Origin of the sequence: Microcoleus sp. Pol10D4 (assembly GCF_036701555.1) — a bacterium.
Classification (GTDB): Bacteria; Cyanobacteriota; Cyanobacteriia; order Cyanobacteriales; family Microcoleaceae; genus Microcoleus.
The window spans coordinates 1-23,790 of the sequence record NZ_JAUBRA010000017.1 but is presented as its reverse complement, the minus strand read 5'-3'; the positions used below and the strand labels follow the sequence as shown (position 1 = coordinate 23,790).

General features: G+C 47.9%; 16 protein-coding genes. 12 read left to right on the top strand and 4 right to left on the bottom strand.

The features are described 5' to 3' along the window. The first annotated feature begins 4 nt into the window (after window positions 1-4). From typA to QUA36_RS11385, 4 genes are all read left to right on the top strand, one after another. Entirely contained in the window at window positions 5-1,795 is a 1,791-nt protein-coding gene (gene typA, locus QUA36_RS11400; protein WP_333457452.1) for a translational GTPase TypA, read from the top strand. Window positions 1,796-2,258: 463 nt separating this feature from the next. Next, entirely contained in the window at window positions 2,259-3,131 is an 873-nt protein-coding gene (locus QUA36_RS11395) for a ParA family protein (protein WP_242725262.1), read from the top strand. Next, window positions 3,128-3,574, top strand: coding sequence for a hypothetical protein (locus QUA36_RS11390; RefSeq protein ID WP_333457450.1), 447 nt, complete (start codon window positions 3,128-3,130; stop codon window positions 3,572-3,574). The genes QUA36_RS11395 and QUA36_RS11390 overlap by 4 nt, the downstream gene beginning before the upstream one ends. Window positions 3,575-3,618: 44 nt before the next feature. Next, window positions 3,619-4,887 carry a DPP IV N-terminal domain-containing protein gene (locus tag QUA36_RS11385; RefSeq protein WP_333457448.1) on the top strand — a complete coding sequence of 423 codons (1,269 nt, stop codon included), beginning with the start codon at window positions 3,619-3,621 and terminating at the stop codon, window positions 4,885-4,887. Window positions 4,888-5,025: 138 nt separating this feature from the next. On the opposite strand, the gene hpsL is transcribed toward QUA36_RS11385, so the two are convergent. Next, window positions 5,026-6,690 (bottom strand): hormogonium polysaccharide biosynthesis protein HpsL, encoded by a 1,665-nt coding sequence (hpsL, locus tag QUA36_RS11380; RefSeq protein ID WP_333457446.1) that lies wholly within the window; start codon window positions 6,688-6,690, stop codon window positions 5,026-5,028. A gap of 275 nt (window positions 6,691-6,965) precedes the next feature. On the opposite strand from hpsL, the gene QUA36_RS11375 reads away from it, so the two are divergent. Next, window positions 6,966-7,667 (top strand): alpha/beta hydrolase, encoded by a 702-nt coding sequence (locus tag QUA36_RS11375; protein ID WP_333166250.1) that lies wholly within the window; start codon window positions 6,966-6,968, stop codon window positions 7,665-7,667. 229 nt (window positions 7,668-7,896) lie between these two features. Here the strand turns inward: QUA36_RS11375 and QUA36_RS11370 are convergent, their stop codons facing one another. The 3 genes from QUA36_RS11370 to QUA36_RS11360 form a co-directional block, all read right to left on the bottom strand. Continuing rightward, window positions 7,897-8,793, bottom strand: coding sequence for a CoA-binding protein (locus tag QUA36_RS11370; protein ID WP_333166253.1), 897 nt, complete (start codon window positions 8,791-8,793; stop codon window positions 7,897-7,899). A gap of 83 nt (window positions 8,794-8,876) precedes the next feature. Continuing rightward, window positions 8,877-10,106: a succinate--CoA ligase subunit beta gene (locus QUA36_RS11365; RefSeq protein WP_333452622.1), complete on the bottom strand. Its 1,230-nt coding sequence runs from the start codon at window positions 10,104-10,106 to the stop codon at window positions 8,877-8,879. Between the two features lie 326 nt (window positions 10,107-10,432). After that, on the bottom strand, window positions 10,433-11,950 hold the full coding sequence (locus tag QUA36_RS11360; protein WP_333457444.1) for a glycosyltransferase family 2 protein: 1,518 nt from the start codon (window positions 11,948-11,950) through the stop codon (window positions 10,433-10,435). A gap of 246 nt (window positions 11,951-12,196) precedes the next feature. Here QUA36_RS11360 and ebsA point away from each other — a divergent pair, with 246 nt between their 5' ends. From ebsA to QUA36_RS11325, 7 genes are all read left to right on the top strand, one after another. After that, window positions 12,197-12,571, top strand: coding sequence for a type IV pilus biogenesis protein EbsA (ebsA, locus tag QUA36_RS11355; protein ID WP_006634686.1), 375 nt, complete (start codon window positions 12,197-12,199; stop codon window positions 12,569-12,571). Window positions 12,572-13,555: 984 nt separating this feature from the next. Next, complete coding sequence (locus tag QUA36_RS11350) at window positions 13,556-18,880, top strand: DUF4347 domain-containing protein (protein ID WP_333457442.1); 5,325 nt, start codon at window positions 13,556-13,558, stop codon at window positions 18,878-18,880. 842 nt (window positions 18,881-19,722) lie between these two features. Next, a complete protein-coding gene (locus tag QUA36_RS11345) occupies window positions 19,723-20,820 on the top strand; it encodes a phosphotransacetylase family protein (protein WP_333166264.1) in 1,098 nt (365 codons plus the stop codon). A 245-nt stretch (window positions 20,821-21,065) separates the two neighbouring features. Next, entirely contained in the window at window positions 21,066-21,569 is a 504-nt protein-coding gene (locus tag QUA36_RS11340; RefSeq protein WP_333322141.1) for a DNA recombination-mediator protein A, read from the top strand. Window positions 21,570-21,584: 15 nt separating this feature from the next. Then, window positions 21,585-22,001 carry an MAPEG family protein gene (locus QUA36_RS11335; protein ID WP_333166319.1) on the top strand — a complete coding sequence of 139 codons (417 nt, stop codon included), beginning with the start codon at window positions 21,585-21,587 and terminating at the stop codon, window positions 21,999-22,001. A gap of 139 nt (window positions 22,002-22,140) precedes the next feature. Then, the gene (locus QUA36_RS11330) at window positions 22,141-22,632 is read left to right on the top strand and encodes a YajQ family cyclic di-GMP-binding protein (protein ID WP_006634691.1); all 492 of its coding nucleotides are present in this window, start codon (window positions 22,141-22,143) and stop codon (window positions 22,630-22,632) included. Window positions 22,633-22,636: 4 nt separating this feature from the next. Beyond that, on the top strand, window positions 22,637-23,617 hold the full coding sequence (locus QUA36_RS11325) for an SGNH/GDSL hydrolase family protein (RefSeq protein ID WP_333457441.1): 981 nt from the start codon (window positions 22,637-22,639) through the stop codon (window positions 23,615-23,617). The last annotated feature ends 173 nt before the right edge of the window (window positions 23,618-23,790 follow it).

The window sequence follows — 23,790 nt, the reverse complement described above, 5'->3', positions numbered from 1 at the left end:
CATTATGAGTCTTCCCATTCGCAACGTCGCCATCATTGCTCACGTCGATCACGGCAAAACCACCCTTGTGGACGCTCTCCTCAGACAGTCCGGGATCTTCCGCGAAGGGGAAGAAATCCCAGATTGCGTCATGGACTCCAACGACATCGAGCGCGAGCGTGGCATTACCATCCTTTCCAAAAACACCGCCGTCAGGTACGGAGAAACCCTGATCAACATCGTCGATACCCCCGGACACGCGGACTTTGGCGGAGAAGTCGAACGAGTTCTCGGCATGGTTGACGGCTGTCTGCTGATCGTAGACGCCAACGAAGGCCCTATGCCACAAACCCGGTTCGTACTCAAAAAAGCCCTAGAAAAAGGACTGCGCCCGATCGTCTTTGTGAATAAGATCGATCGCGAGCGAGCCGACCCCCACAAAGCCGTCGATAAAGTTTTGGATCTGTTCCTCGAACTAGGTGCTGACGACGATCAGTGCGAATTTCCCTATCTCTTCGGTTCCGGCTTAAGCGGTTACGCCAAAAAACACCTCGAAGACGAAGGGGTAGATATGAAGCCCCTGTTTGAAGAAATCCTCGACCACGTACCACCCCCCGTCGGCGACCCCAACAAGCCGCTGCAACTGCAAGTAACCACCTTAGATTACTCAGAATACGTCGGTCGCATCGTCATCGGTCGCATCCACAACGGCACAATTAGAGTTGGTCAACAAGCAGTCTTGATCACAGAAAGCGGCGCGCTTGTCAAATCAAAAATTACCAAATTGATGGGCTTTGAAGGCCTGAAGCGGATAGATATCCCAGAATCTTCTGCTGGTAATCTTGTCGCCGTTGCCGGTTTTGCTGATGCGTATATTGGCGAGACAATTACCTGCCCCAACGACCCGCAAGCGCTGCCTTTAATCAAGGTAGACGAACCAACTTTGCAGATGACTTTCTCTGTGAACGATTCGCCGTTCTGCGGTCAAGAAGGAAGTTTGGTAACATCGCGACAAATTCGCGATCGGCTAATGCGAGAACTCCAAACCAACGTCGCCTTGCGCGTCGAAGAAACCGACTCTCCCGACAAATTCCTCGTATCCGGCCGCGGCGAACTCCACCTCGGAATCCTGATCGAAAATATGCGTCGCGAAGGATACGAATTCCAAGTATCCCAGCCCCAAGTAATCTTCCGCGAAGTCGGCGGTCGTCCCTGCGAACCTTTTGAATGTTTGGTGTTAGACGTACCCGAAGAAGCAGTCGGCGGCTGCATCGAACGCCTCGGTCAGCGGAAAGCAGAAATGCAAGATATGCACGTCAGCAGCACTGGTCGCACCCAAATCGAATTTTCAGTCCCCGCTCGCGGTTTGATTGGATTCCGAGGCGAGTTTATGCGCTTGACTCGCGGCGCTGGAATTATGAATCACAGCTTCCTCGACTATCGCCCCCTCGGTGGAGAAATTGTCGCCCGTCGCAACGGAGTATTGATTTCCTTTGAAGAAGGAGTTGCAACTACTTATTCACTGAAAAATGCTGAAGACCGCGGCGTATTTTTCATTACCCCCGGAACCAAGGTTTACAGAGGGATGATTATCGGAGAAAACAACCGAGATGATGACATGGAGCTGAATATTTGCAAGTCGAAGCAGTTGACAAACCACCGCGCATCTGGCGGTGAAGAATTGGCGCAATTGCAAGCACCAGTCGATATGAGTTTGGAGCGTGCTTTGGAGTACATCGGTCAGGATGAATTGGTGGAAGTAACACCACAATCAATTCGCTTGCGGAAGGTTTCTAAGAAGTTGGTCAAACGCTAAAACCAAGGTAGGGTGCACAATAATGTGCACCTTACGTTTTATCGGCAGTAACAACCTGCCATAACTTTAAAAATTATATATTAGGCAATTGTGCTTTGGTTATTTTACTTAATTATCTACCGAAGAAATTGATATTTATCAGTAGATGTTTCCCTCAAAGCCTTTAAAAACTATCCAAATAAGGTTATCGGAGAACCACAAGTATTCCGATTAGATAAAATTTTTTCAACATTAAGTCGATCGATAATTTTATCGCCGTTTTCCTTTTCCTTAAATCCAGAATATATCTGTTTTAGTCCACCTTTGGGATGACTAAGAGTTTTATTTTATTATTTATTTCTATATCATAGTAGGCCTTTTATGTCAATCGACACATCGGGCTTCTCACGGGCGATCGCAGGCTGAACAAAGTCACACAATATGTTTTAATTTATATTTGAGCAAAATCCAAACAAAGCCAGCCATGAGTCCTAAATCAATAGCCGTAATCAACTTCAAAGGCGGTGTCGGAAAGACTACCGTCACTTGGAGTCTGGGAAATATTATATCCCAAGGAACCGACTTAGAAGTCTTGATGTTAGACTTAGATCCGCAAATGTCGCTCACAGAGGCGATCGGACTTAACGAAAATACAGGTCATTTAGATGACAAATTTGGTAAGTGGTACGAAAAATCTCTCAAACATAGACTTACAATTTACGACGCTCTAGAAGTCTTTAAAAAAGCCGGACAGAATTTCAAATTTCCCGTTGGTTTCGACACCATTTATCAGATTGACGAACAGTTGCATTTTGTCCCTTCAGTTGAAGAATTGTATTGGTTGGATATTGATGGATTTGAGGGAAAAAGTGTTAAAGACTTCATCCGCCGATTCATCGGAAAAATCGCCAACTCTGCGAATCTCCCCAAATATGACTTGATGCTTTTTGACTGTTCGCCTTCATTCAGTCTCCTCACCTACAGCGTACTCTCTTGCTGCGACTTAATATTAATTCCCGTCAATCCAGATTATTTTGGTTCGAGGGGATTGAGTTTAGTTTTAAACTCGCTCCAGAAACGGATTGAGCCTTATCCGTTTCCCAAGATAGCAGTATTTATGAATAAAGCTAAAATCTATGGAGGATTGCTGACAAATGAAGTTCAGTTTTACATGAGAGAAGTAAAGAGACTTTGCGATGAGATATCAAAAGACAATAACATAGAAGTTAGATTCTTAGAATCGACGATTCGGGAAAGCGTCGGGTTAAAACGGGCGATTAATGAGGGAGAACTGCCGCGAGAATTAGTTAGAGAATTTGAAAAACTATGGCGCGAGTGTGAGGAGTATCTGAAATGAGTAAAAAAGAAAGTTTGGCTGCTTCCGAACAAGAAAGCGGGGGGTTAGTTGAGGAAATTGGCGAACTTAAGGAAATCTTGCGGGACGTTGCTCGAAAATTAACCCGGCTTGAGACTCAAGTCAAACGGGGAGTGATTTCTGCTGGCTCAAAAACTTCGGATATTCCCAGGGGTGCTGATGTTAATAAACCTGCTAATTTATCGGCTGCCAATGTTCTAGAAGTTTATGAAGAACTGCGTTTACAAGCTAAGAATGGTAAAGAAGAAGAGGTGAGGCAAAAATTGTTGGCAATGAATGCAACTGACTTGAACTTGATGTGTTGCGAGTTAGGGATGCCGCCCAGCAGCAAGAATCCGTCCCGCAAAAAAATGTTCGAGCTAATTATTGGCAGAATTAAACAGAGTTTGAGGCTGTCGCGACATATCGACAGACAAACACTGTGAACTACAGATAAACCGACCGATAAACAGACCAATAAACCAACAAAATGCGTTTGAATAAATTATTGCAACTTAGTTCGATCGCCCTAATCTCCCTAACACTCTCAATCACCTTGTTTTTGAGCCTGCAAAGCCCTCCGACCACAGCAGCCCAAAAAACAAGCAGACTGGCGTTTGTGGCTCTCCAGAGGCGCGGCAGCGAGGTTAGAAACAGTTTATTTGCAGTCAATGCTAACGGTTCCTCCCGCCGCGAACTTGCACCTAATATAGATGTTAGCGCTCCCCTAGTGTGGTCGCCCAACGGCCAGCGACTGGCTTTCGTTGGCGGATACAGCGACATCTATACAGTCAATGCTGACGGTTCTCGACTAACTAAACAGTTTGCTGAGGCTGGTTGCAAAGCACGTGATTTTGAAATAGCTTGGTTTTCCAACAGCCAGAAACTTGTTTTTGCCCGTTCTTGCGACGGTTCTACCTCTGATGCTCCCGGCACCCAATCCCTTTATACAAGCAACACTTCTGGCATTAAAGGAACTAAATTAGTTCTGGAGTTGGAACTAGGAGGAGAGCCGCCTAAAACGGAAATTTCATCAAAATTTTACCTTTCACCGGACGGCCAGCAGGTAGCATTTGTCAAAGATAGAAATATCTACAAAATGAATGCCGACGGTTCGGAAATGACCAAACTAACTAACAGTCCCGGCGAATATGTATCCGGCGGAAGTGAGCTTGTTTGGTCGCCCGATCACACAAAAATTGCTTTCCTGTTTGGCGCTTATCCGAAACAGCAAATTTACACAATTAATGCCGATGGAACCCAAATCAAAAATTTGATAAACAACCCGCAAAATGAGGTTTACAACGTCAAAATATTTTGGTCGCCAGACAGCAGCCGCATTGCTTACTATTACAATAAACCTGGCGATTCATCAGGCGAACAGCAAGATATTTACCTGCTCGACATTAACCGGGGGACAGCCAAGAATCTCACCCGAAAACCCAGAAACTACGACGAACTTTCGTGGTCGCCCGATGGCAAATTTATTGCTTTCGTCGCCGGAGATTTCAATAATCAAAAACTCTACACAATCAATGCTGACGGGAACCAGCTAAATCAACTAGCTACCCGGCTAAAACCGTCGGCAATTTCTGAATTAGCTTGGTCTTCTGACAGCCAGCAAATTGCTTTTATATATAATGAAACCGAAGGCGACAAAAGCCACTTGTATGTAATTAACCGAGACGGTTCGGCATTGACTAAATTGACAAATGACAAGGATTTGAATGCTGGCACTCCGGTTTGGCAACCGCAGTAAAGTTAAAAGCCAAAATATGCTGCTGGGGTGGGTTTTAGTACAGATAAACCTAGGAGGGCGGGCTATCGCATCGCCTTAGAGCGAAAGCGGGTTACTGAACAAGAAAGAATCCACCAAACTCAAAACTCAAAAATATTCTCAAATTGGGGAAGATGCAATAATTTTTTTCTCCTTTAATGGCTGCTGAACTTGCAATTCATTTGAATCAACTTCCTGGTGTTTTTCATCCTGCACCTGTTTATCAATTTTGGGCAACTTTAAAATCGCCCCAGCTAAAACCCAATAATACACGGACACTGGATCTACATCCAGCGGATAGTATTGAGTATTGATCGTAATAAATGCAACAAACACCCAAAAACTAGCTCCGTAACTCCGCAAACTTTTGTCCTTGACAGATCGGTAAGCTCTAAAAGTTAGAAAAGCTAAGTGTAAAAGCATTACCTGAAAACTAATCATTCCCGGATAACCGAGTTCGTATATCAACTTAGGTTGGAAAGTTTCAATTAGCTGCGTGGCACCAAATATTCGCGTTGAATTAGTGGCTCGTCCCACACCTTTACCAAGAGGTTTGTCAATGATAAAATTGTTGCTCTGCTCGAACTGATTAAAGAGAAACTGCTGGGGCGGTGCAGCATTCCAGCGACTAACAAAACTATCCCACCGTTGCTCGACAATTCCCGGGTTAATAGCTGCACCGACAAATAGCAGAATCGCCAGTCCTGCACCGACGGGAATAAATCGTTTTAAATTAACTAATTGACCGGTGAGAACTAGCAGGATTGCTGTAGCAAGGGGAACCATAATTAAAGCAGCTCTTTGACCCGAAATAACTGCATTGGCAAATACTAATGCCATGCCAAATAAACCGATAACTCGCCACCAGAATGAAGGGTCGCAAAAGGCAGAGGCAAAGGTTAAAAAAGCATTAGAAATTAAAAACCACGCCCACTGCCAAGGCGCGACAAAAGTTCCCGGCAAGCGGACCATCTTGACTTCTGGACTGAACACCAAAGAACCGCCGACAAAACATCTAGCTTCCAGCGTTGCTTTATATAATTCGGCTCCGGTCATTCCTCTGGTTCCTGCACACTTTCCACTTTGCAGCAACAGGTACTGAATCAAACCGAGAAGGCAGCAAACGATCGCCAAAACGATGTGCATTCGACTAAAAAATACCAAATCCTTCTTAGTGCGGAGCAGATAATAGGTACAAGCAATCAGCGGTATGTAACCTATCAATACTTTTAAGCCGAGAATTCCTTGCAGAATTGGTTTGTCGCCCTTCATAGGGTTGAGCTGCATCTCCCCGTTGACAAAAATTAAAGTCAGCATTGCCATCATCAACAGGATGCTAAAGGTAGAAAGCATTTGTTTGGGAATAAACAGGCGCAACTGTTTCTTTTTGCAGCTTTGAATTAGGGCGATGAGGGCTGGTATGTAGAAAGCATCTTTGGCTACTTGAAATGCAGCATTTCCGCCGCCAATTGCGTAGGTAATTGTACCGCTGAAAGGCAGGTAAATTAGAAAAGTCCATAAAGCTTGACGGGGGTATTTGTAGGAAAGCAGCAAGATGGCTGCGGCTGCGCCTCCTGCAATAGCAATCTTAGGGCCCGCTACGAACAACAGGGGGATGGTAAGAGCAACGCTGACTAAGCAGCTTATGGCGATCGCCTGCACCAATTCATTGCGCTTTTGTGAAGTTTTGCGTTTTTGTGCTGCTACTTCTTTTTTGCTGAGCGCTGTGGTTTTTTCGCTGTGCTTTTGTTTAGATTTTTTGGATTTGCGCTTGGTTTTCAACATAACTTCTAAAAGGCACTTATGTAGAAGGCTGAAGGCACTCTGATGTACAAGGCACTCTGATGTACAAGGTAGAAGGCAGAATGAAGAGAATCAAAAATATGTCTGCCGATATGGTTACTTATTCTTAAAGTCAAGATGAGAAAAAGTCTCGGTCGAGATTGTGGGTGTGACGCAGGCACAAATCACACTGGCGACCTTGTAGAATATAACTGCTGCATCTATAATGTACAAAAATGTACAAATCTCGAAAAAATAATTTTAATGTAGCGGTGAATATGAAATTAACAAAATTTGTATCGATCGGCATTGCCCTACTTTTAGGAACAAGCGGGAGCATATTATCTAGCAGCAGTAGAGCATTAGGGGCAGAAAAAGTGGTCCTCACCTTTGGCCCGATCAGACAAGCCATCAATATCAGCGACTTAGAAGACTTTGCTAAAAACGGCACGACGACGCCAACTCTCCAACAAATTATCCGGTTCTCCAAAATGGACGCGCAAATACTGCGGGGGTTCATGGGTTTAGAAATTGGTTTAAAGCCTGCTAATCTGGCCAGGGTAGTTTACAGCACCCCAGGAGAAAAAATCACTGACGACATCGGTCAAGCAATTCGGACTCAGCGCCGCACAGAAAGCGGGAAAGCTTTGCGGGCAGCGATGATCCTGGCATCCGGGGATGACGGTAAGGTATCGCTGCTAGAAATCCTGAAAAAGTATCCTCTCAACGAGGTTTACGTAGATGTTGCCAGCCTTCGCACCGCTGTTGGGAAAGTTCAGAGTATAGCCGGAACTCTGCGAAGCCTGCTTGAAGATGTGACGCGATCGACAACTCGCACAACTGAAACAAATCGCACCGAAAGTCCGATCGAACCTCGCCGCAGCGTGCAGCCAACAACTCCGCCTCCAGCGCCGCGCCGCGTCGCGCCCTTGCCAGCACCCGCACCGCAGCCTGTGACGCCAGTCAGAGGGCTTTGGTAAAAAAATCATAAATGTGTCCTAAAGGCGGGTTGAAGCGGCTCTTGTGGCATTCTGCAGACACTTTTGATATCAAATCCCTTAGCATCGGAATAGTAAATCCGAGTTCACTGTCAACAGTCAACATCATTCCGGTGTAACCGGAAATGATATGAGACCAAACCCGCCCCCGCCCTACCCATATCCCAACCCCCAAGAGGGTTAGGACTTGTGTGAAAACCCCCCAAAGCACTCAATTTTTCTTTAGCAATTTTTTGAGCAACTTAGGAATCTCTGAAGGTCGAGCCGCCACAGGTATGTCCGCCTCTTCAAAGGCAGCCATTTTGTTTGGGGCCGTAACTCCAAAGGCTTTCTGGGCAGCAGCCCTAGAACTGATCAGGATGCCGGCGTGGCCCAAAGACGGCCCCTTGGGAGCGTAGCGGCCGGCTAGATAAGCAACCACGGGTTTGTCGATCGCCGAAGCGATGTAAGAAGCAGCAGCTTGTTCACTCCACCCGCCAACTTCCCCTACCAAAACCATCGCTTCCGTACTGTCGTCTTCGTCCAAAAGTTGCAGCCACTGCATAAAAGAAGAACCGACAATTGCGTCGCAGCCAATACAAACCGCCATCGACTGTCCCAACCCAGCCTCCGTCAGTTCTAGGGCAACTTCGTAAGTCAAAGTGCTGCTGCGGCTGATCACTCCCACCTGGCCGGGAGTGTAAAATTCCTTGGGGTGAGTTCCCAGCAGGAGTTTGTTGGGCACAATAATCCCCGGACTGTTGGGCCCGATTACCAAAGTTTCGGTGGCTTCTGCTTTTCTGACTAAGTGCACCATATCCAGAGGAGGCACTCCCCCAGTAACGATCACGATTTGCCGAATTCCTCCGGCGATCGCTTCTAAAGCAGCATCCAGCACCGAGTAAGCGTCTACCAAAATTACCGCAGTGTCAACGTGACCCACTGCAGCCACTGCTTGTTCTACCAAATCAAAAATCGGAATTCCCTCCACTTCCAGCCCCCCCCGACCGGGACTAACACCGGCGACTACATTCGTGCCGTATGCTTTCATCATCAGGGCGGCGCGGGTGGACGCGGGAGATTCTGTAATGCCCTGTACTAGGACTTTGCTTTCAGGAGTTAAATTCATTTTTTCCCACTTGACACTCGATCTTTAAAAAGCAGAAGGCCTTCGTCTGTCCATAACTCTCGTCTTTTGCCGATCGACTGTCGCTACTTGGCGGAGGATACAGAAGCGGCCGCGGCCTCATCCAAAGTGCTAGCTAGCTGCACCGGCAACTGTCCCAAACGCTTTTTAACAGCATCAGCATCGATCTCTACCAGCCGCAGCACAACTTGGATGTGGCGGTTAGCGCGAGCTTTCCGTTCCAAATAGCCGGCTACTGCGGCGATTATTTCCTCCGTCTTGGAGGCGCTGCCCAAAATGTTTACAAGTATCACCTTAACGCTTTTATCCTGAGCGACTAACTCCAGACCCAACTCCACGCGATCGCGTAGGGCATTTGCTGCATCGTAGCGGTCTAGGGAACCAATATTCACAAAATTAGCGGGTTTTCCTCCTTGGTGGGTTACAGCATCTAAAGTTGCCATTGTCAGGCCCACTCCGTTGCACAAAATCGCGATATTCCCGTCTAGTTCGATTAATTGCAGGGATTCGGAATTCGAGATTGGGGATTTAGATTTGGGGTCAAACTCCGGCGACTGCTGAACCTTCGAGTGGGAATGGGAGCGATCGCCCCCAGCATGGGGACTTCTTCTTTCCCGTGCCAACCCGCTGCTTTGCTTCTTCTCCGAGAGTGCTGCCAAATCTGGATGTCGTCCCAAGGCATCGTCGTTGGCGGTGACTTTACCGTCTAAAGCCATTACCTCTCCCCTTGGACTGATGCCGAGAGGATTGATTTCTACTAAATCTAAATCTTTTTCGACAAACAGCCGGTACATTTTTTCGACAATGGTGCTCACCGATTGAATCAAGTCTCCCTGCAATCCCATTTTCAGCGCCAGACGCCTCGCGTAGAATGGGGAAAATTCTTGATCTACGGCCACTTGCTGCATTTGCTCGATCGACCCTTCGACATCCATACCTCCTTGTCTCGAACCCAGAAGCACCGGGCGGCGGGCTACGGGGTCTAGGAGTACCGCTAAGTACAATTCTTGGTCTGCGTTGTACTTTGCTTCTGCCAGCAGGACTTGGGGATATTCACTCTCGATCGGCAAATTAAAAATTGTTTGAGCGGCTGCTACTGCATCGATAGTATTTTCCACAAACTTGATACCGCCCGCCCTGCCCCGTCCCCCAGCCCGCACTTGCGATTTTAGTACAACGGGGTAAGGGATTTTCAGTCCTTTGAGGTCGGCGGGATTGTCAATGCGCTGCGACGGCAAAATCGGAATTGCCATCTGGCGAAATAATGATTTAGCTTGGTACTCTAACAAATCCATTTATCAATTACGGGTGACGGGTAGTTGGCAACAAGCAATTCGTCCTAATTGGCAATTCATAATTAATAGATAGTAATTGGTTTTTTGTCAAGTTAAAAGTTAAAAATTCTCGCTTTTATCTTTTAATTTTCGACTTTTGTATGCCCGATTACTTATTCGCTATTACCGCTCGCCGATTACCTATTACCAAAGAGTTTTTTTCTCGGAATTGCCAAATTTTACTGGTGGCTCTGGCGGGGAGATATTTGGCGAGCGTTGGTGTTTTTTTGCCTCGGAAAATCTTCGGATTTTCGGCGATACTGTGCCGAGATATTTCTGTGAATTGTTTACTTGATGCTATTAACAGCGCCTTGATGGACGGTTTTGACCCATTTGAGCCGCTTGGGTCGTACCGCAATCCGAGCCGTCACAGTCCCTACCAGCAGCCAGTGGAACATATACACAGTACCCCGCAGCGTTTGCAGCAAGGTGACAAAAACTCTTTTAACGTCAAATTTGGTCTCTTTGCGAGTGCGGCGCAAACCGACAAACATTCCCACCACCGACAATGTAAGGGTCATAAAAGTTATGGGACTGGCGATCGGCATCCGGCGCAGCGCAATTGACATCACAAAGTCGGGTAGGGCTACTGTGGGTAAGAAATATTGAGATACCCAAAATCCAAATAAATCCCAAGTTTTCCCAGTTCCCATGCGGTTCCGCAAAATTAGCCGCCAGTAGTCAAGATAACGCTGATAGCCGCCTTCTGCCCAGCGATTGCGCTGGTGCCACAGAGCGCGAGCGTTAGTGACTCCTTCTTCTGACACGGCTGGGAAAGCGAGAAATTCAATGTCCCATCGGTCTAGGTGCAGCCTCACCGTCAAATCCAGGTCGTCGGTAATCGTCTCCTCGTTCCAGCCTCCGCAGCTTTCCAAGGCGGTGCGACGCATGAATTGGCCGTTACCGCGCAATTCTCCAATGCCGCCGATCGCAATCCGCTGCTGCTGGAAAAAACTGTCGAGAGCCATTTCTGCTTCTTGGCCGCGAGTCCACAAATTTACCGAAGCATTGGCGATGGCTTTTCTGACTTGCACAGCCCCTACCTGTTGTTTCTCGAACACTGGCAGCACCCGGCGCAGCAAATCCGGTGTTACCGTCGCGTCGGCGTCAAATATGCCGACAAATTCCCCGCGAGTCAGCGGTAACACTTGATTCAGGGCTCCCGACTTGCCGCCGCTGGCATTTGCTCCTCTGCGAAATATTTTGAGCTGAGGGTACTTTTTGGTTAGCTGTTCCAATACTAGCGGCGTGTCGTCGCTGCTGTGATCGTCGATCGCCCAAACTTCGTAGCGGTCGATCGGATAGTCTACATTGCAGATGGATTCTACGAATCGGGCAATCACCGCCTCCTCATTTTTCGCGGCCACCAGCAGCGACACATAAGGCCAATCCTCTCGACTTTCATCGGCAAGAGGCGGCAGTGCGGGCTTGGGCGAAGCAAACAAAACTCGAAATGCGTGCATCCACAGCAGTCCCGTCAATCCCCACACTACCCACGCACCCCAAGAAATCAAGTGCAGGGCGATCGTGCCGGCCCAAATCGCAGTCAGCACTGCGGCAGCTTTTCCGCGGCGTCCCCGGTACAGATTTTGAGGAAAAGAGGGAGTTCCCGGCACAGACACCGCAACCGGGAGCTCTGCTTTTGTTTCCGCGTCAAACACGCTGTCGCCAATGTCTGGTATAGCAAATACTTTGCTGAGCTTCGAGTGCGAGGTCAAACTCTTGAGCTCTTCTTGAGCTAAATCAGAGATGTCCAAGTTAAGCTCGCTGCGAGCGTCGTTTTCTGGCCAAGAACTCTCCTGCATAGGTTACTTGATTCAACCACCAATAGTTTTTGATTTTAGATATAAGCATCTACTGTATCAGTTTCTGGGCTTTTGTCGAAAGCGGACGGGAGGACAACCAGCGGGTTCGGTGCTTGTACGGCCCTGGTAAAGGGGCACTGCATAGAGTATTTGGGTTGACTTTTGCTTGCGATCGACCAGGAATATCTGCTAGTTTTTTCTGGGGATCTAAACTATCTGTTAGTAATAATTGTCTGAGGTGGAAATATGTCTATTCCTCAACTCAAGCCAGCCGATGACAAAGAAGTGAAAGTCTACGCGCCTTTCTGTCAAGAGCCCAGGCGCAAGTTTTTACCGCACGCTATTGGCCTCTACAAGCTCAAAAGCTTGGAGGGGGCAAGAAAAATTGACGGCGGGGAGAGCGTGCCCTTTGTCGCTAGTTGGAATATCTCGTCGCTGCCGATCGACTTAACCCGCTGTCGGGTGTTATTTGACGGCAATGCTGAACTCAGCTACGAAGTGACTATGCAAAGCTCTGAGTTTGTTAGTTGCTTAATTGAGGTACTTCTGACATTTCAGCGAACTCGTACCGTCGATTTTTCTAAAACGTTTTACCGCAAGCTGATGCGAATGGATGAATAACTTTCACCGCAGCCGCACTCCCGAAAGTCCGCCATTGACAATCAAGCAATTTAATCCGGGGCCCCCGGATTGATTCGGGGATCGATAAAAAAGCTCCTCGCTCCCGATCGCAAACCCCCGGATTTATCAGTGGGGTAGCTTTCTTCAATCTAAAATCTAAAATCTAAAATCTAAAATCGATTGACGGGCGCTATAACTGGCGCATCAATAGTGTAAAGCCACGACGGCAACATTACATGATTGGTGCGCCAGCCCTATTTGAGAAGTGGAAAAAGTAAGTGAGTTCTTGGATCATTCTCAATAATCCCTTTGGGGATCAGCACTTATCCCCGCCGCTTGCAGTAAAGCTACAGCAGTTTTCAGTTGAGCGTGATACAGATTTCGCCTAGGGACTCAGGCTTTACCTCAGTCCCTACCTGTATTTCATCGAATTGAAAACTGCTGTATTTGTTGTGGGACAAGCGCAAAAACCTATTTCGGATATTGGTGCAAGATGTGAGGCAAGACACATTTCCCGCACCAAACTCCGAACTTTTTCCATGTATTAATTTTTGTAAAAAAACTCAGCAATATTACTGACATATGTGAGGATGAGAACCAAATTAGGATGAGTTAATTTCTACGAAAATAGATTAAATAATCCCACGTGTCATCAGCAAGAGTTTTAAGTAATCTTGCGATCGAATGGATTTAATATAAGTCCTGATTTTTTTGTTATGGGTTCTCTGAGACAATTTCTCAAACGCCATTAGGGCGATCGTACTCTCCTGCTTGAATTTTGCAAGTAAGCCGCTGAAAGCCGAATTAAGTTATAGCAATTCCTTCTAGCAACTATTTAGCAAACACTTAAGTAGAAAAACGCCAAATATCAGTTATTGTAATTACTCCTAGATAATTTTGAGTAAGTGCATAACAGAGAGAACGCTACATATAAGATATGGTAGCTACAAATGCAAACCTAGCAATTTTTCCAAGAGGTATATTATGGCTCCGCTCACCCACGAACTCTATATAGATTCTTTAATTAGCGATCGCCCGATCGCATTTACCATTGAAAACGCACCAACTCTCGTAGCAGGTAGTGCAAAACCTGCGGATTCTCAGCAGGCGGACTCTTTGGGTACAGAAATTTCAGAGATTGTTTTTATAGACACAGCCGTTGCAGATTACCAAAGCTTAGTTGCCGGAGTCAAACCCGGAATCGCAACAGTTATCCTCGACTCGAAGCAAGACGGTATTGCCCAGATTAGCGAGTATCTGGCCGGTTGTCAGGAGGTAGCTGCACTGCACGTCATCTGCCACGGCAGTCCGGGCAGCTTGCTATTAGGCACAGCTCAATTAAGTTTAGATACACTCAATGCTTACGCCAGCCAACTGCAAAAATGGGCAGAATCGCTGAGTGCAAAAGCAGAGATTTTGCTTTACGGCTGCAAAGTAGCAGCGGGGGAGCGAGGTCAAGCATTAGTGCAGCAACTCAGATGGCTTACAGGAGCAAAAATCGCAGCTTCTACAACCCTGACTGGCAGTGCAGCTTTAGGAGGAGATTGGCAGCTTCAGGCAACCACAGGGGAAATTGAAATACCTTTAGCCATTCAAGCTGAAACACTGAAAAATTATGCTTTTACCTTAGTGAACTTGAATACAGCATCAGGAGATGGAGGCCTTACAATCGGAGTAGATGCCTTTGGGTCTTTTGGCTCCTCTGTTGGTGGCGCAGGAGGTGCTTTACGTGCGGATTATGACCCCCTCGGTCCCTTATTACCGAACAGCACAACTTTTCAGTCTGGGGTAGCCATGAGGGTGGGCGGTACAGGAGGATATACTTTTCTGACTACCGGCTCCATCGGCAATACAGGCGGACTCAATCCAGTCTTTAACCCAAATTCAACCGCAACCACTGCTACAAGCACCTTCAATTTTGGTGGTCTTAATTTTGTACTGACTCAGACGGTTACAGACCTAGTAGTAAATGGGGAAAGGAAAGGGAGTCTTTTAACTCAAACCTACAGGATTACAAACCCTGGAACTACAAGACTAGACTTTGAGTTAATGCGTTATGTTGACGGCGACTTGCAATTTGATAGTGATATTAGAGACACGGGCGGTCGTCGTGTTTCAGGCACTGAGGAAATTCTCTTTGAAACGGACAGCGGAGACGATCCTGCACTACCAACGACCTTTGTGGGGATTACCGGTATAGGGGGGTCAACTGCCTTACCGGGTCGTTACGAAATCGACCAATACTCCCTCTTGCGGGACAAAATTACCGTCGGCGGTGCGCTAGACGACTCAGTATACGGCGACGACCTGGATGCAGATCAATTTGTCGACCCTCTCCCAGTTGGCACAGGCCCCTACGACCTGACCCTTGCCCTGCGAAATAGATTTTCGCTTGAAGGTAATCAGTCTACTAGCTACGCCACCACCACCATATTTGGGACGCTACCGCCAAATGAATTAAATCTCCCCGTCCTCAGCATTTCCCCACTGGGCAGTCCGGCTGAAGCTGGTTCGATTCCAGGCACCTTTAGAATCACCCGCGCCTCCAACAGCAACGGACAGCTCTCTGTTAATTTCAATGTAGCGGGGTCTGCCACCTTCACCACTGACTATACTGCAACGGGTACTAATACCAACTTCACCCCAACTAGCGGCACAGTGATTATTCCCGATGGGCAGACAAGCGTCGATCTGACAATTACTCCCATTGATGATAATATTTTTGACCCCAATGAAAATGTCACATTCACCCTCGCTCCGAGCACCAACTACCTTCTCGGCTCCCCAGATACAGCCAGCCTGACGATCGCCGATAATGATACCAGAGGCATTGTTGTCACCTCAGCGCCTACAAACCCCGGTCTGGCAGAAGGCGGCAGCCCCAACACTTACACAGTAGCGCTCAGTAGCCAGCCCACCGAACTGGTAATCTTCACTCTTAAACCCGACACCCAGACAGACTTGGGGACGGGCGCTGGAAACCCCGTCAGCTTCAACTTTACTCCGAGCAACTGGAACCTACCTCAAACTATAACTGTCCGAGCAGCTAACGATGCCTTAGCCGAAGGGCCTCACAGCAGCACGATTACCGGCAGTGTCACCAGTGCAGACGCTAACTACGACGGCGCTGTGCCCGTGACGCTGGACGGCACTGCTGTTGCCAATCTGACTTTGCCAATTACCGACAACGACACGCCGAGCGTAAAAATTACCGAGACTGGCGGCACCACCAAAATCGGCGAAGGTGGGGCTACGGATAGCTATACGGCGGTATTGACCAGCCAGCCAGCAGCCGATGTTACTGTCACCACCTCGCCAGACGCCCAAAGCGACGTGGGGGCTGGAGGCGGAAACCCGATCGTTCTCAACTTTACTCCCGACAACTGGAACGTGCCTCAACTGGTGAATGTGCAAGCCGTGGAGGATGGTGTAGCTCAAGGCACGCACTCCAGTACGATCGCACACCAAGTCACCAGTACAGACGCGAAATACGACCTGATTGCTACTGCCTCGGTGACGGCCCAAATTACCGACAACGATACCGCCGGAGTCACAATTACTCCTGCGAGCACGACTGCTACCGAAGGCGACGCCACAGGCAGTTACAAGGTAGCGCTAACTAGCAAACCGACTGCGCCTGTTAATGTCAACTTTAATACGGGCATTCAAATCGATTCGATTTCCACATTTACTTTCACCTCAGATAACTGGAACCTACCGCAGATAGTCACGGTGAAAGCTACCGACGACAGTTTAGTCGAAGGGCTGCACACAGGTACGATCGACCACAGCATTGCCGCCGACAGTGCGGCGGAATATCTGCCTGTGACGATCGCGCCGGTAACAGTCAGCATCACCGATAACGATGTCGCTACTCCCAATACGCCCAGCATCACAATTACTCCTGCGAGCACGACTGCTGCCGAAGGCGGCGTGACAGGCAGTTACGAAGTCTCCCTCAATACTCAACCGACAGCTAACGTTACCGTCAATGTCGCTGCGGGCAGTCAAATAAATGCGATCGCTCCGCTCGTTTTCACTCCGGCTAACTGGAATGTCCCGCAAACAGTAACGGTGACAGCAACCGACGACACTGTTGTAGAAGGATCGCACAGTGGCACGATCAATCACAGCGTCGCCTCCGGCAGCGCGGCCGAATACTTGCCAGTGGCGATCGCACCAGTTAGCGTCACCATCGCCGACAACGACACAGCTACTACTGCTGCTGCTGGCGTGACTGTTACCCAAACAGGCGGCAGCACCATAGTCGCCGAAGGCGGCGCAACCGACACCTATCAAGTAGCCCTCAACAGCCAGCCTTCAAGTGACGTTAAAGTTAGCTTCGCGACAGGCAATCAAATAGAAGCGATCGCCTCCTTCACCTTCACTGTGGCTAACTGGAACCTGCCTCAAACCGCTACTGTCAAAGCAACCGACGACTCCGCCGTAGAAGGAACGCACCTGAGCACGATCGCAGCAAGCGCTAGCAGCACGGATCTGGCTTACAACAATATCGGCATTTCTCCAGTCGATGTGTTGATTATCGACAACGACTCCCCCGGCATTGCCGTCACTCCTAACAGCACCAATGCAGCAGAAGGCGGTGTAGCAGGCAGCTACAGCATAGTCCTTACCAAAGCGCCGACAGCTAACGTTACGGTCAATTTCGCTGCGGGCAGTCAAATAGATGCGATCGCTCCGCTCGTTTTCACTCCGGTTAATTGGGATGCACCGCAAACAGTCACCGTCAAAGCAACCGACGACACTGTTGTAGAAGGAGCGCACAGCGGCACGATCAATCACAGCGTCGCCTCCGGCAGCGCGGCCGAATACTTGCCAGTGGCGATCGCACCAGTTACTGTCACCATCGCAGACAACGACATCTCTTCCCCGACACCAGCACCAGTCATCAACTTTTCGCCCACAATTATCGTGCCGCCGACGCCGACACCAGCACCAACTCCAGCACCAGTCATCAACTTTTCGCCCACAATTATCGTGCCGCCGACGCCGACACCAGCGCCGACACCAGCACCGGTCATCAACTTTTCGCCCACAATTATCGTGCCGCCGACGCCGACACCAGCACCAACTCCAGCACCAACTCCAGCCCCAACCCCAATCCCCGAACCAACTCCCGTCCCCACCCTGCCGCCAACTGAAGATCCAGATTGCATTTGCGCGCAAATTACCTTACCGGAGATCAGTCCTCTTCACGGTTTCAATCTTGTTCAAAACAACCTGGCTGGTACGGATACAAACGAGATCCTCACTGGCACCAGTGACAGTGACGGCATCAACGGTTTGGGCGGAGACGATGTTCTTGTCGGTTTGGCAGGCAACGACAACCTATTTGGCGGATTGATCAGCAACATTCCTGTTGGACCACAGGTCGATCGCGACTTGCTGTTGGGCGGGCCCGGCGACGACTACCTTAATGGTCAAGCAGGCTACGACACTATTTTCGGCGGTAAGGGCAACGACGCTGGTTTCGGTGGCAAAGATAACGACCTGATTTGGGGCGGACGGGGTTCTGACACTGTTGTGGGCGAGGAGGGAAACGACAGCCTCTACGGTGGCACCAACAGCGAATCTGACCGCGATAGCGCCGGGAACGACTTGTTATTGGGTGCCAAGGGCAACGACAGCCTTTGCGGTCAGGATGCCTCTGATACCATTTCTGGCGGTGACGGCAACGATACTGCGCGCGGTGGCAAGGGCAACGATGTAGTTTTAGGCGACTCGGGCAGCGACTTGCTGTTCGGCGACCAAGGCAATGACTCTATCTGTGGCGGCGAGGGCGATGACACGGTGTTTGGGGATATTGGCAGCCCCCTGCCTGTCGGCATTGCTGGCGGTCAAGACCAAGTGTGTGGCGGTGCTGGTAATGACCTGCTGTTCGGCAATGAAGGCAGCGATACTATCAACGGCGATGCTGGCGACGATACGATTTTGGGAGGCAAAGACAGTGACAGCTTGGTCGGCGGTGCTGGCGACGACGTGCTGATTGGCGATGAGGGCAGCGATACTTTGCTCGGCGGCAGCGGACGCGACTTATTTGTCTTGACACCCGCACAAGGAAGTGATGTAATATCCGACTTCAGGAAAGGGGAAGATTTGCTGAGTTTAGCGGGCGGTTTGACTTTCACTCAACTGAGTATTAGCCAAGGCACAGACGGGCAAGAGGCCAGTCCCACAACTTTCATAAGAATTTCTAACTCTGGGGAACTCTTAGCAGTTTTGAATGGGGTGCAAGCGAGTGCGATCGCGCCGTCCGATTTCGTTCAAATTTTGCGACTCGGTAGCTGAGAGGAAAGCACTGTAGATCCGCCCAAGGCAAATCAATCTACAGCCCTTGAATTGCGATCGGGCTGGCATCGCAATCAGCCTTTGGGCTGCCGAAATGCCAGCCCACGTCGCCTGAAAATTTATGTGTTTATATCAATTCCGGTTGCACCGGAATTATTGTTGACTGTTGACTGTTAAATCGGGATGGAAAAACTCAATGATAGTTGAGTATTGAGTGTTGATTCGATTTTACAATTCCGATGCTAGCGGAGTTGATATTAGAAGCTATAATCCCGATTCTAAGGATCTTATTGCTCGCATTGCCACGGCTTAGTTTGAACGCGGGTGATCGCACTAATAATTAATAACTAATAATACATATCCATTTTGAATGGTATGCAAAAATGATTAGGACACAGACCATGCTTTTTCCCTACGGAATACCTGTATTTTATCCATAGAAAGATGCCGTTAATTCTACTGACAAGCCTTTGATCGGCAAAAAAATTCCACTCAATATTTATACAGTGTTGTTTTTATTTTAAACTGCTCGGTAGCAAGGTCTAAATTAAGCAATAAAATTTTAGGGAAATTGTCACCCCAAAAACGGTTATTAAGGCACTCACGCTTTATGAGTAATTGTCAAAAGCTGCGGATAAAAAATATAATAAAACCCCTGTTTTCACAAAAAATGTGAAAAAAAATGCGAAGAAAAGGGTTGCCTACAGGTGAATAAAAGTTTCCATCAAAAAATCGATCGGCGCAAAAGCGACAAAATCGAGTAGAATATAGTATTGCTAAATTGAGGATCAGTTCAGAAATACTGTTGAAAAACTAAATTTATTGAAATAGACAGGTGCAAATTGAGGATTGAAGGCGTACCCAAATTGACTAAATATTTGCTGATCGGTTCCACAAAAGCTTACAGTGGCAAGTCTGCCATCGCCCTGGGGATGGCACTCGGACTCCGGGCAAAAGGACTGGCCGTCGCCTACGGCAAACCTCTGGGAACCTGTTTCAGCTCGCCAGGAGCTGGGATCGAGGACGAAGACGTGCGGTTCGCGGTAGAAACGCTGAAGCTCTCAGAAAGTCAGATGCCGTCAACACTGCTGTATTTGGATGAAGAGACGATTCACAAGCGTTTGCGGGGAGAAGACAAGACAGATTACCGCCAGTCTTTAGCGCAATATTTGCAAGCTCCCAGCGGAGACTTGGCGCTGTTAGAAGGCCCAGCTAATTTGGAGGAGGGCAGTCTGTTTGATTTGTCTTTGGCTCAAATCGCTGAGACAGTTGATGCCTCTGTGCTGTTGATAGCCCGCCCGATCGATCTGTATGTAGACGATTTGCTGTCGGCTAAACAGCGTTTGGGTTCGCGGTTGCTGGGCGTGGTACTCAATGACGTTCCCTCGGACAAACTCGAATCCGTAACGGCGACTGTGCGGCCTTTTCTGGAGGCTGCGGGTATTCCAGTTTTGGGAATGCTGCCGAGAAGTGCTTTGCTGCGAAGTGTCAGCGTCAAAGAATTGGTGCACCAATTGAAAGCTGATGTGCTGTGCCGTCGAGACCGTTTGGACTTGATGGTGGAAACCTTGACAATTGGCGCGATGAATGTTAGTTCTGCTCTGAAGTATTTCCGCAAAGCGAGAAATATGGCGGTGGTGACGGGGGGCGATCGCACGGACATTCAGCTAGCGGCTCTGGAGAGCTCGACTCAGTGCTTAATTTTGACAGGCCACTTGCCTCCTTCTCCGCTGGTGATCGGCAGGGCAGAAGAAATGGAAATTCCGGTTTTGTCTGTTGATTTGGATACCTTAACCACGGTGGAAATTATCGACAGCACCTTTGGCAGCGTGCGCCTGCACGAACCGATCAAGGTGGAATGCGTTACTCAGCTAATGGCAGAACATTTTGACCTTGATGGCATGATGGCATCCTTGGGCCTGAGCGATCGAGTCCATTAAGAAGAGAGCCGGAGCTGAAGGAAGAAGGTATTCGGCAGAGAGAACTTTTTGTTTAAATAAATAAAAAGCTAAAATTCTTAAATTCTCAATTTTTCTTGAATTCTACCTTGAGCTCTGGCTTCCTCAACTCTCCCGCTCCTCTAGTCTGATCCGGTAAATCAGCAATTCTTAACTTCTTTTTGGCGGCAATGGCTAGTGAGTCTGCTAAAATCCACAACGTAGTTTTATTTAATTTAATAAATTCTTTGAGTCAATCAATTGAGCTACCCAGAGTAGATGATTTTTTACAAGAACTTGCGGCGATCCAGCAAACCAGCTCCAAGCGGATTGCTCTTTTGGGTTCTCGCCACGTTCCTATTACCCACCAGCAGCTAATTGAGATGCTGAGCTACGCCATAGTTCTGGGAGGCAATCAGCTCATCACATCTGGCGCTACAGGCACCAATTCAGCCGCAATTCGGGGGGCAATGCGAGCAGATCCTAATCTGCTGACGGTGATTTTGCCACAAAGCATGAGTCGCCAGCCTCGGGAGTCTCGCGAGCAACTCGAACAAGTGATACATTTGGTAGAAAATCCCAAAAATGATAGCTTGTCTCTCCCGGAAGCAAGCGCCATGTGCAATCAGGAGATTATTTCTCGCTGCCAGCAACTGATCTGTTTTGCTTTTCACGAAAGCCACACTTTGCTGAAAACTTGCCAGGATGCGGAGGAACAGCGCAAGGTGGTTACTCTGTTCTATTTTGATTGAACTGCGAGGCGGATGATGGTGTTGGGATTGCCTGTGTCGGTTATTCTGTTGGATTGTATTGCGGCTGCTGCTGCGCTGGTTTACGCACCGTTTTTGGTGGTTGCGTTCGCCCGCTTGCAGCTAGGCTATGACCAAGCAGCCCCCCGCGCTATGTTTGATAAGTTGCCTGCTTACGCTCAGCGGGCAACTTGGGCTCACCAAAATTCGTTTGAGACGTTTATGCTGTTTTCAGCGGCGGCTTTGATGGCTTTTGTGACGGGGGTAGATTCGGAATCGGCGGGTTGGGCTGCGATCGCTTTTACGATCGCCCGGTTGTTGTTTTCGGTTTTCTATATTCTGAATGTGCCGCTGGGGCGATCGCTCATGTTTGCGATTAGTTCTTCTTGCACTGTTTCTTTATTCTATTTCAGTTTAATGGCTGTTAACGGCTAATTTTCAGTAGTCATTGGTTATTGGTTATTGGTTATTGGTTATTGGTTATTGGTTAGTTGTTAATGCCCAATGCCCTGCGCGTGCCAATGCCCAATGCCCAATGCCCAATGCCCAATGCCCCATTACCAATTACTAATTTATGGCTGCTAGTTATTCCTTTGATATTGTCAGCGAGTTCGATCGGCAAGAATTAGTTAACGCTGTTGACCAAACTGTGCGGGAAATTCAAAGCCGTTACGACTTGAAAGATACCAAAACTACTGTGGAATTGGGTGCAGAATCAATTACTGTCAATACGGACAGCGAATTTACTCTCGACGCAATTCACACTGTTTTGCAAACTAAAGCCGCCAAGCGGAATTTATCTTTGAAAATTTTTGATTACGGTAAAGCTGAACCTGCTAGCGGCAGTCGGGTGCGTCAAGAAATTAAACTTAAAAAAGGAATTAGTCAGGAAATCGCGAAACAAATTACTAAATTGATTCGCGATGAATTTAAGAAGATTCAAGGTTCGATTCAAGGAGATGCAGTGCGGGTGTCTGCTAAGGATAAGGATGATTTGCAGTTGGTGATTCAACGCTTGAAGCAAGAAGATTATCCCGTGGCTTTACAGTTTACCAATTACAGGTAAATTTTTGAAAGCTAAGTATTGGATTGTCGGTTGTGCGATCGCATCTTTGGGTGCGATAGAACTTGCCTTTCGCTTGATCGGATTCGGAAATCCTGCCTTGCTGCAAGCTGATGCGAAGGCTGGCTATATATTTGCCCCAAATCAACTTGTATATCGCTTTGGCAATAGACTTGAGTACAATCAATTTTCTCAGCGTTCTGAACAAATCGATTCAGCAAAGCTTGAAGGTACTCTCAGAATTTTGATGATAGGAGATTCGGTTCTCAACGGTAATAATACCACCGATCAGCAAGAAACTATTCCAGAATTGTTTGAAGCGCGTTTGTTGGGCATAAAAAAGCAAGTTGAGGTGCTGAATGCTTCGGCAGGTTCTTGGGGAATTGGCAATCAATTGGGATATATTCGCAAGTTTGGCACTTTTGAAAGCGATGCTGTGATTTTGCAAATTGGTACTCACGATTTGCTACAACCTCCAAGCAGCAGCGGGGGGGTGGGAAATGACCCGCTGATGCCGGATCGCAAACCGTTATTAGCAATTCAAGAAGTGTTTCAAAGACACGTTATGCCCGAATTGTCAAGGGCTTTTGTATCGAATTCTCCTGCGGCGAGAGTGCCGGTGTCGGAATCACAACGGTTTATGGACAATATGCAGCGATTTGAGCAAATAGTTGCTTTGGTGCGAGCTAAGAATATTCCCTTGTTTGTGTTGTATACTTGCGATCGAGCGGATTTACTGCCCGTACCGAATCAGCCGAAGTTTAAATCCGAGTTTGTCGATCGGCTAAAAGCTTTAAAAATTCCAATCATAGACACTCATGCAGCCTGGTCAAAATTGCCGAAAACGAGGGTAGAAAGTTATTTTCGGGATGGCGTACACCCCACAGCCCCAGCTTATGAATCAATAGCAGATTTAGTGTTTCAACAGTTGTGTACTGAGAAAAAATTAGCTGCTTGCTCATTAACTAATACCAACTCTGAAAGATAGTGCCACACATATATTTTACGCGATCGTCTGTAAGGAAAGGTATTGCCTTTTCCCGAGCAGACTCGGCGAATTTCAATAATTGGTAGAAAATTTAATGTATCGGCTCAATAAGTAGGGGTAGCAGTTAATCTAGTTGCCAAGACAAGCCCAAGGGATAAAGAGAAGATTTTTCG

Coding starts and splice junctions, on each gene's coding strand:
- typA (WP_333457452.1), top strand. CDS start 5: ATGAGTCTTCCCATTCGCAACGTCGCCATCATTGCTCACGTCGATCAC.
- QUA36_RS11395 (WP_242725262.1), top strand. CDS start 2,259: ATGAGTCCTAAATCAATAGCCGTAATCAACTTCAAAGGCGGTGTCGGA.
- QUA36_RS11390 (WP_333457450.1), top strand. CDS start 3,128: ATGAGTAAAAAAGAAAGTTTGGCTGCTTCCGAACAAGAAAGCGGGGGG.
- QUA36_RS11385 (WP_333457448.1), top strand. CDS start 3,619: ATGCGTTTGAATAAATTATTGCAACTTAGTTCGATCGCCCTAATCTCC.
- hpsL (WP_333457446.1), bottom strand. CDS start 6,690: ATGTTGAAAACCAAGCGCAAATCCAAAAAATCTAAACAAAAGCACAGC.
- QUA36_RS11375 (WP_333166250.1), top strand. CDS start 6,966: ATGAAATTAACAAAATTTGTATCGATCGGCATTGCCCTACTTTTAGGA.
- QUA36_RS11370 (WP_333166253.1), bottom strand. CDS start 8,793: ATGAATTTAACTCCTGAAAGCAAAGTCCTAGTACAGGGCATTACAGAA.
- QUA36_RS11365 (WP_333452622.1), bottom strand. CDS start 10,106: ATGGATTTGTTAGAGTACCAAGCTAAATCATTATTTCGCCAGATGGCA.
- QUA36_RS11360 (WP_333457444.1), bottom strand. CDS start 11,950: ATGCAGGAGAGTTCTTGGCCAGAAAACGACGCTCGCAGCGAGCTTAAC.
- ebsA (WP_006634686.1), top strand. CDS start 12,197: ATGTCTATTCCTCAACTCAAGCCAGCCGATGACAAAGAAGTGAAAGTC.
- QUA36_RS11350 (WP_333457442.1), top strand. CDS start 13,556: ATGGCTCCGCTCACCCACGAACTCTATATAGATTCTTTAATTAGCGAT.
- QUA36_RS11335 (WP_333166319.1), top strand. CDS start 21,585: ATGGTGTTGGGATTGCCTGTGTCGGTTATTCTGTTGGATTGTATTGCG.
- QUA36_RS11330 (WP_006634691.1), top strand. CDS start 22,141: ATGGCTGCTAGTTATTCCTTTGATATTGTCAGCGAGTTCGATCGGCAA.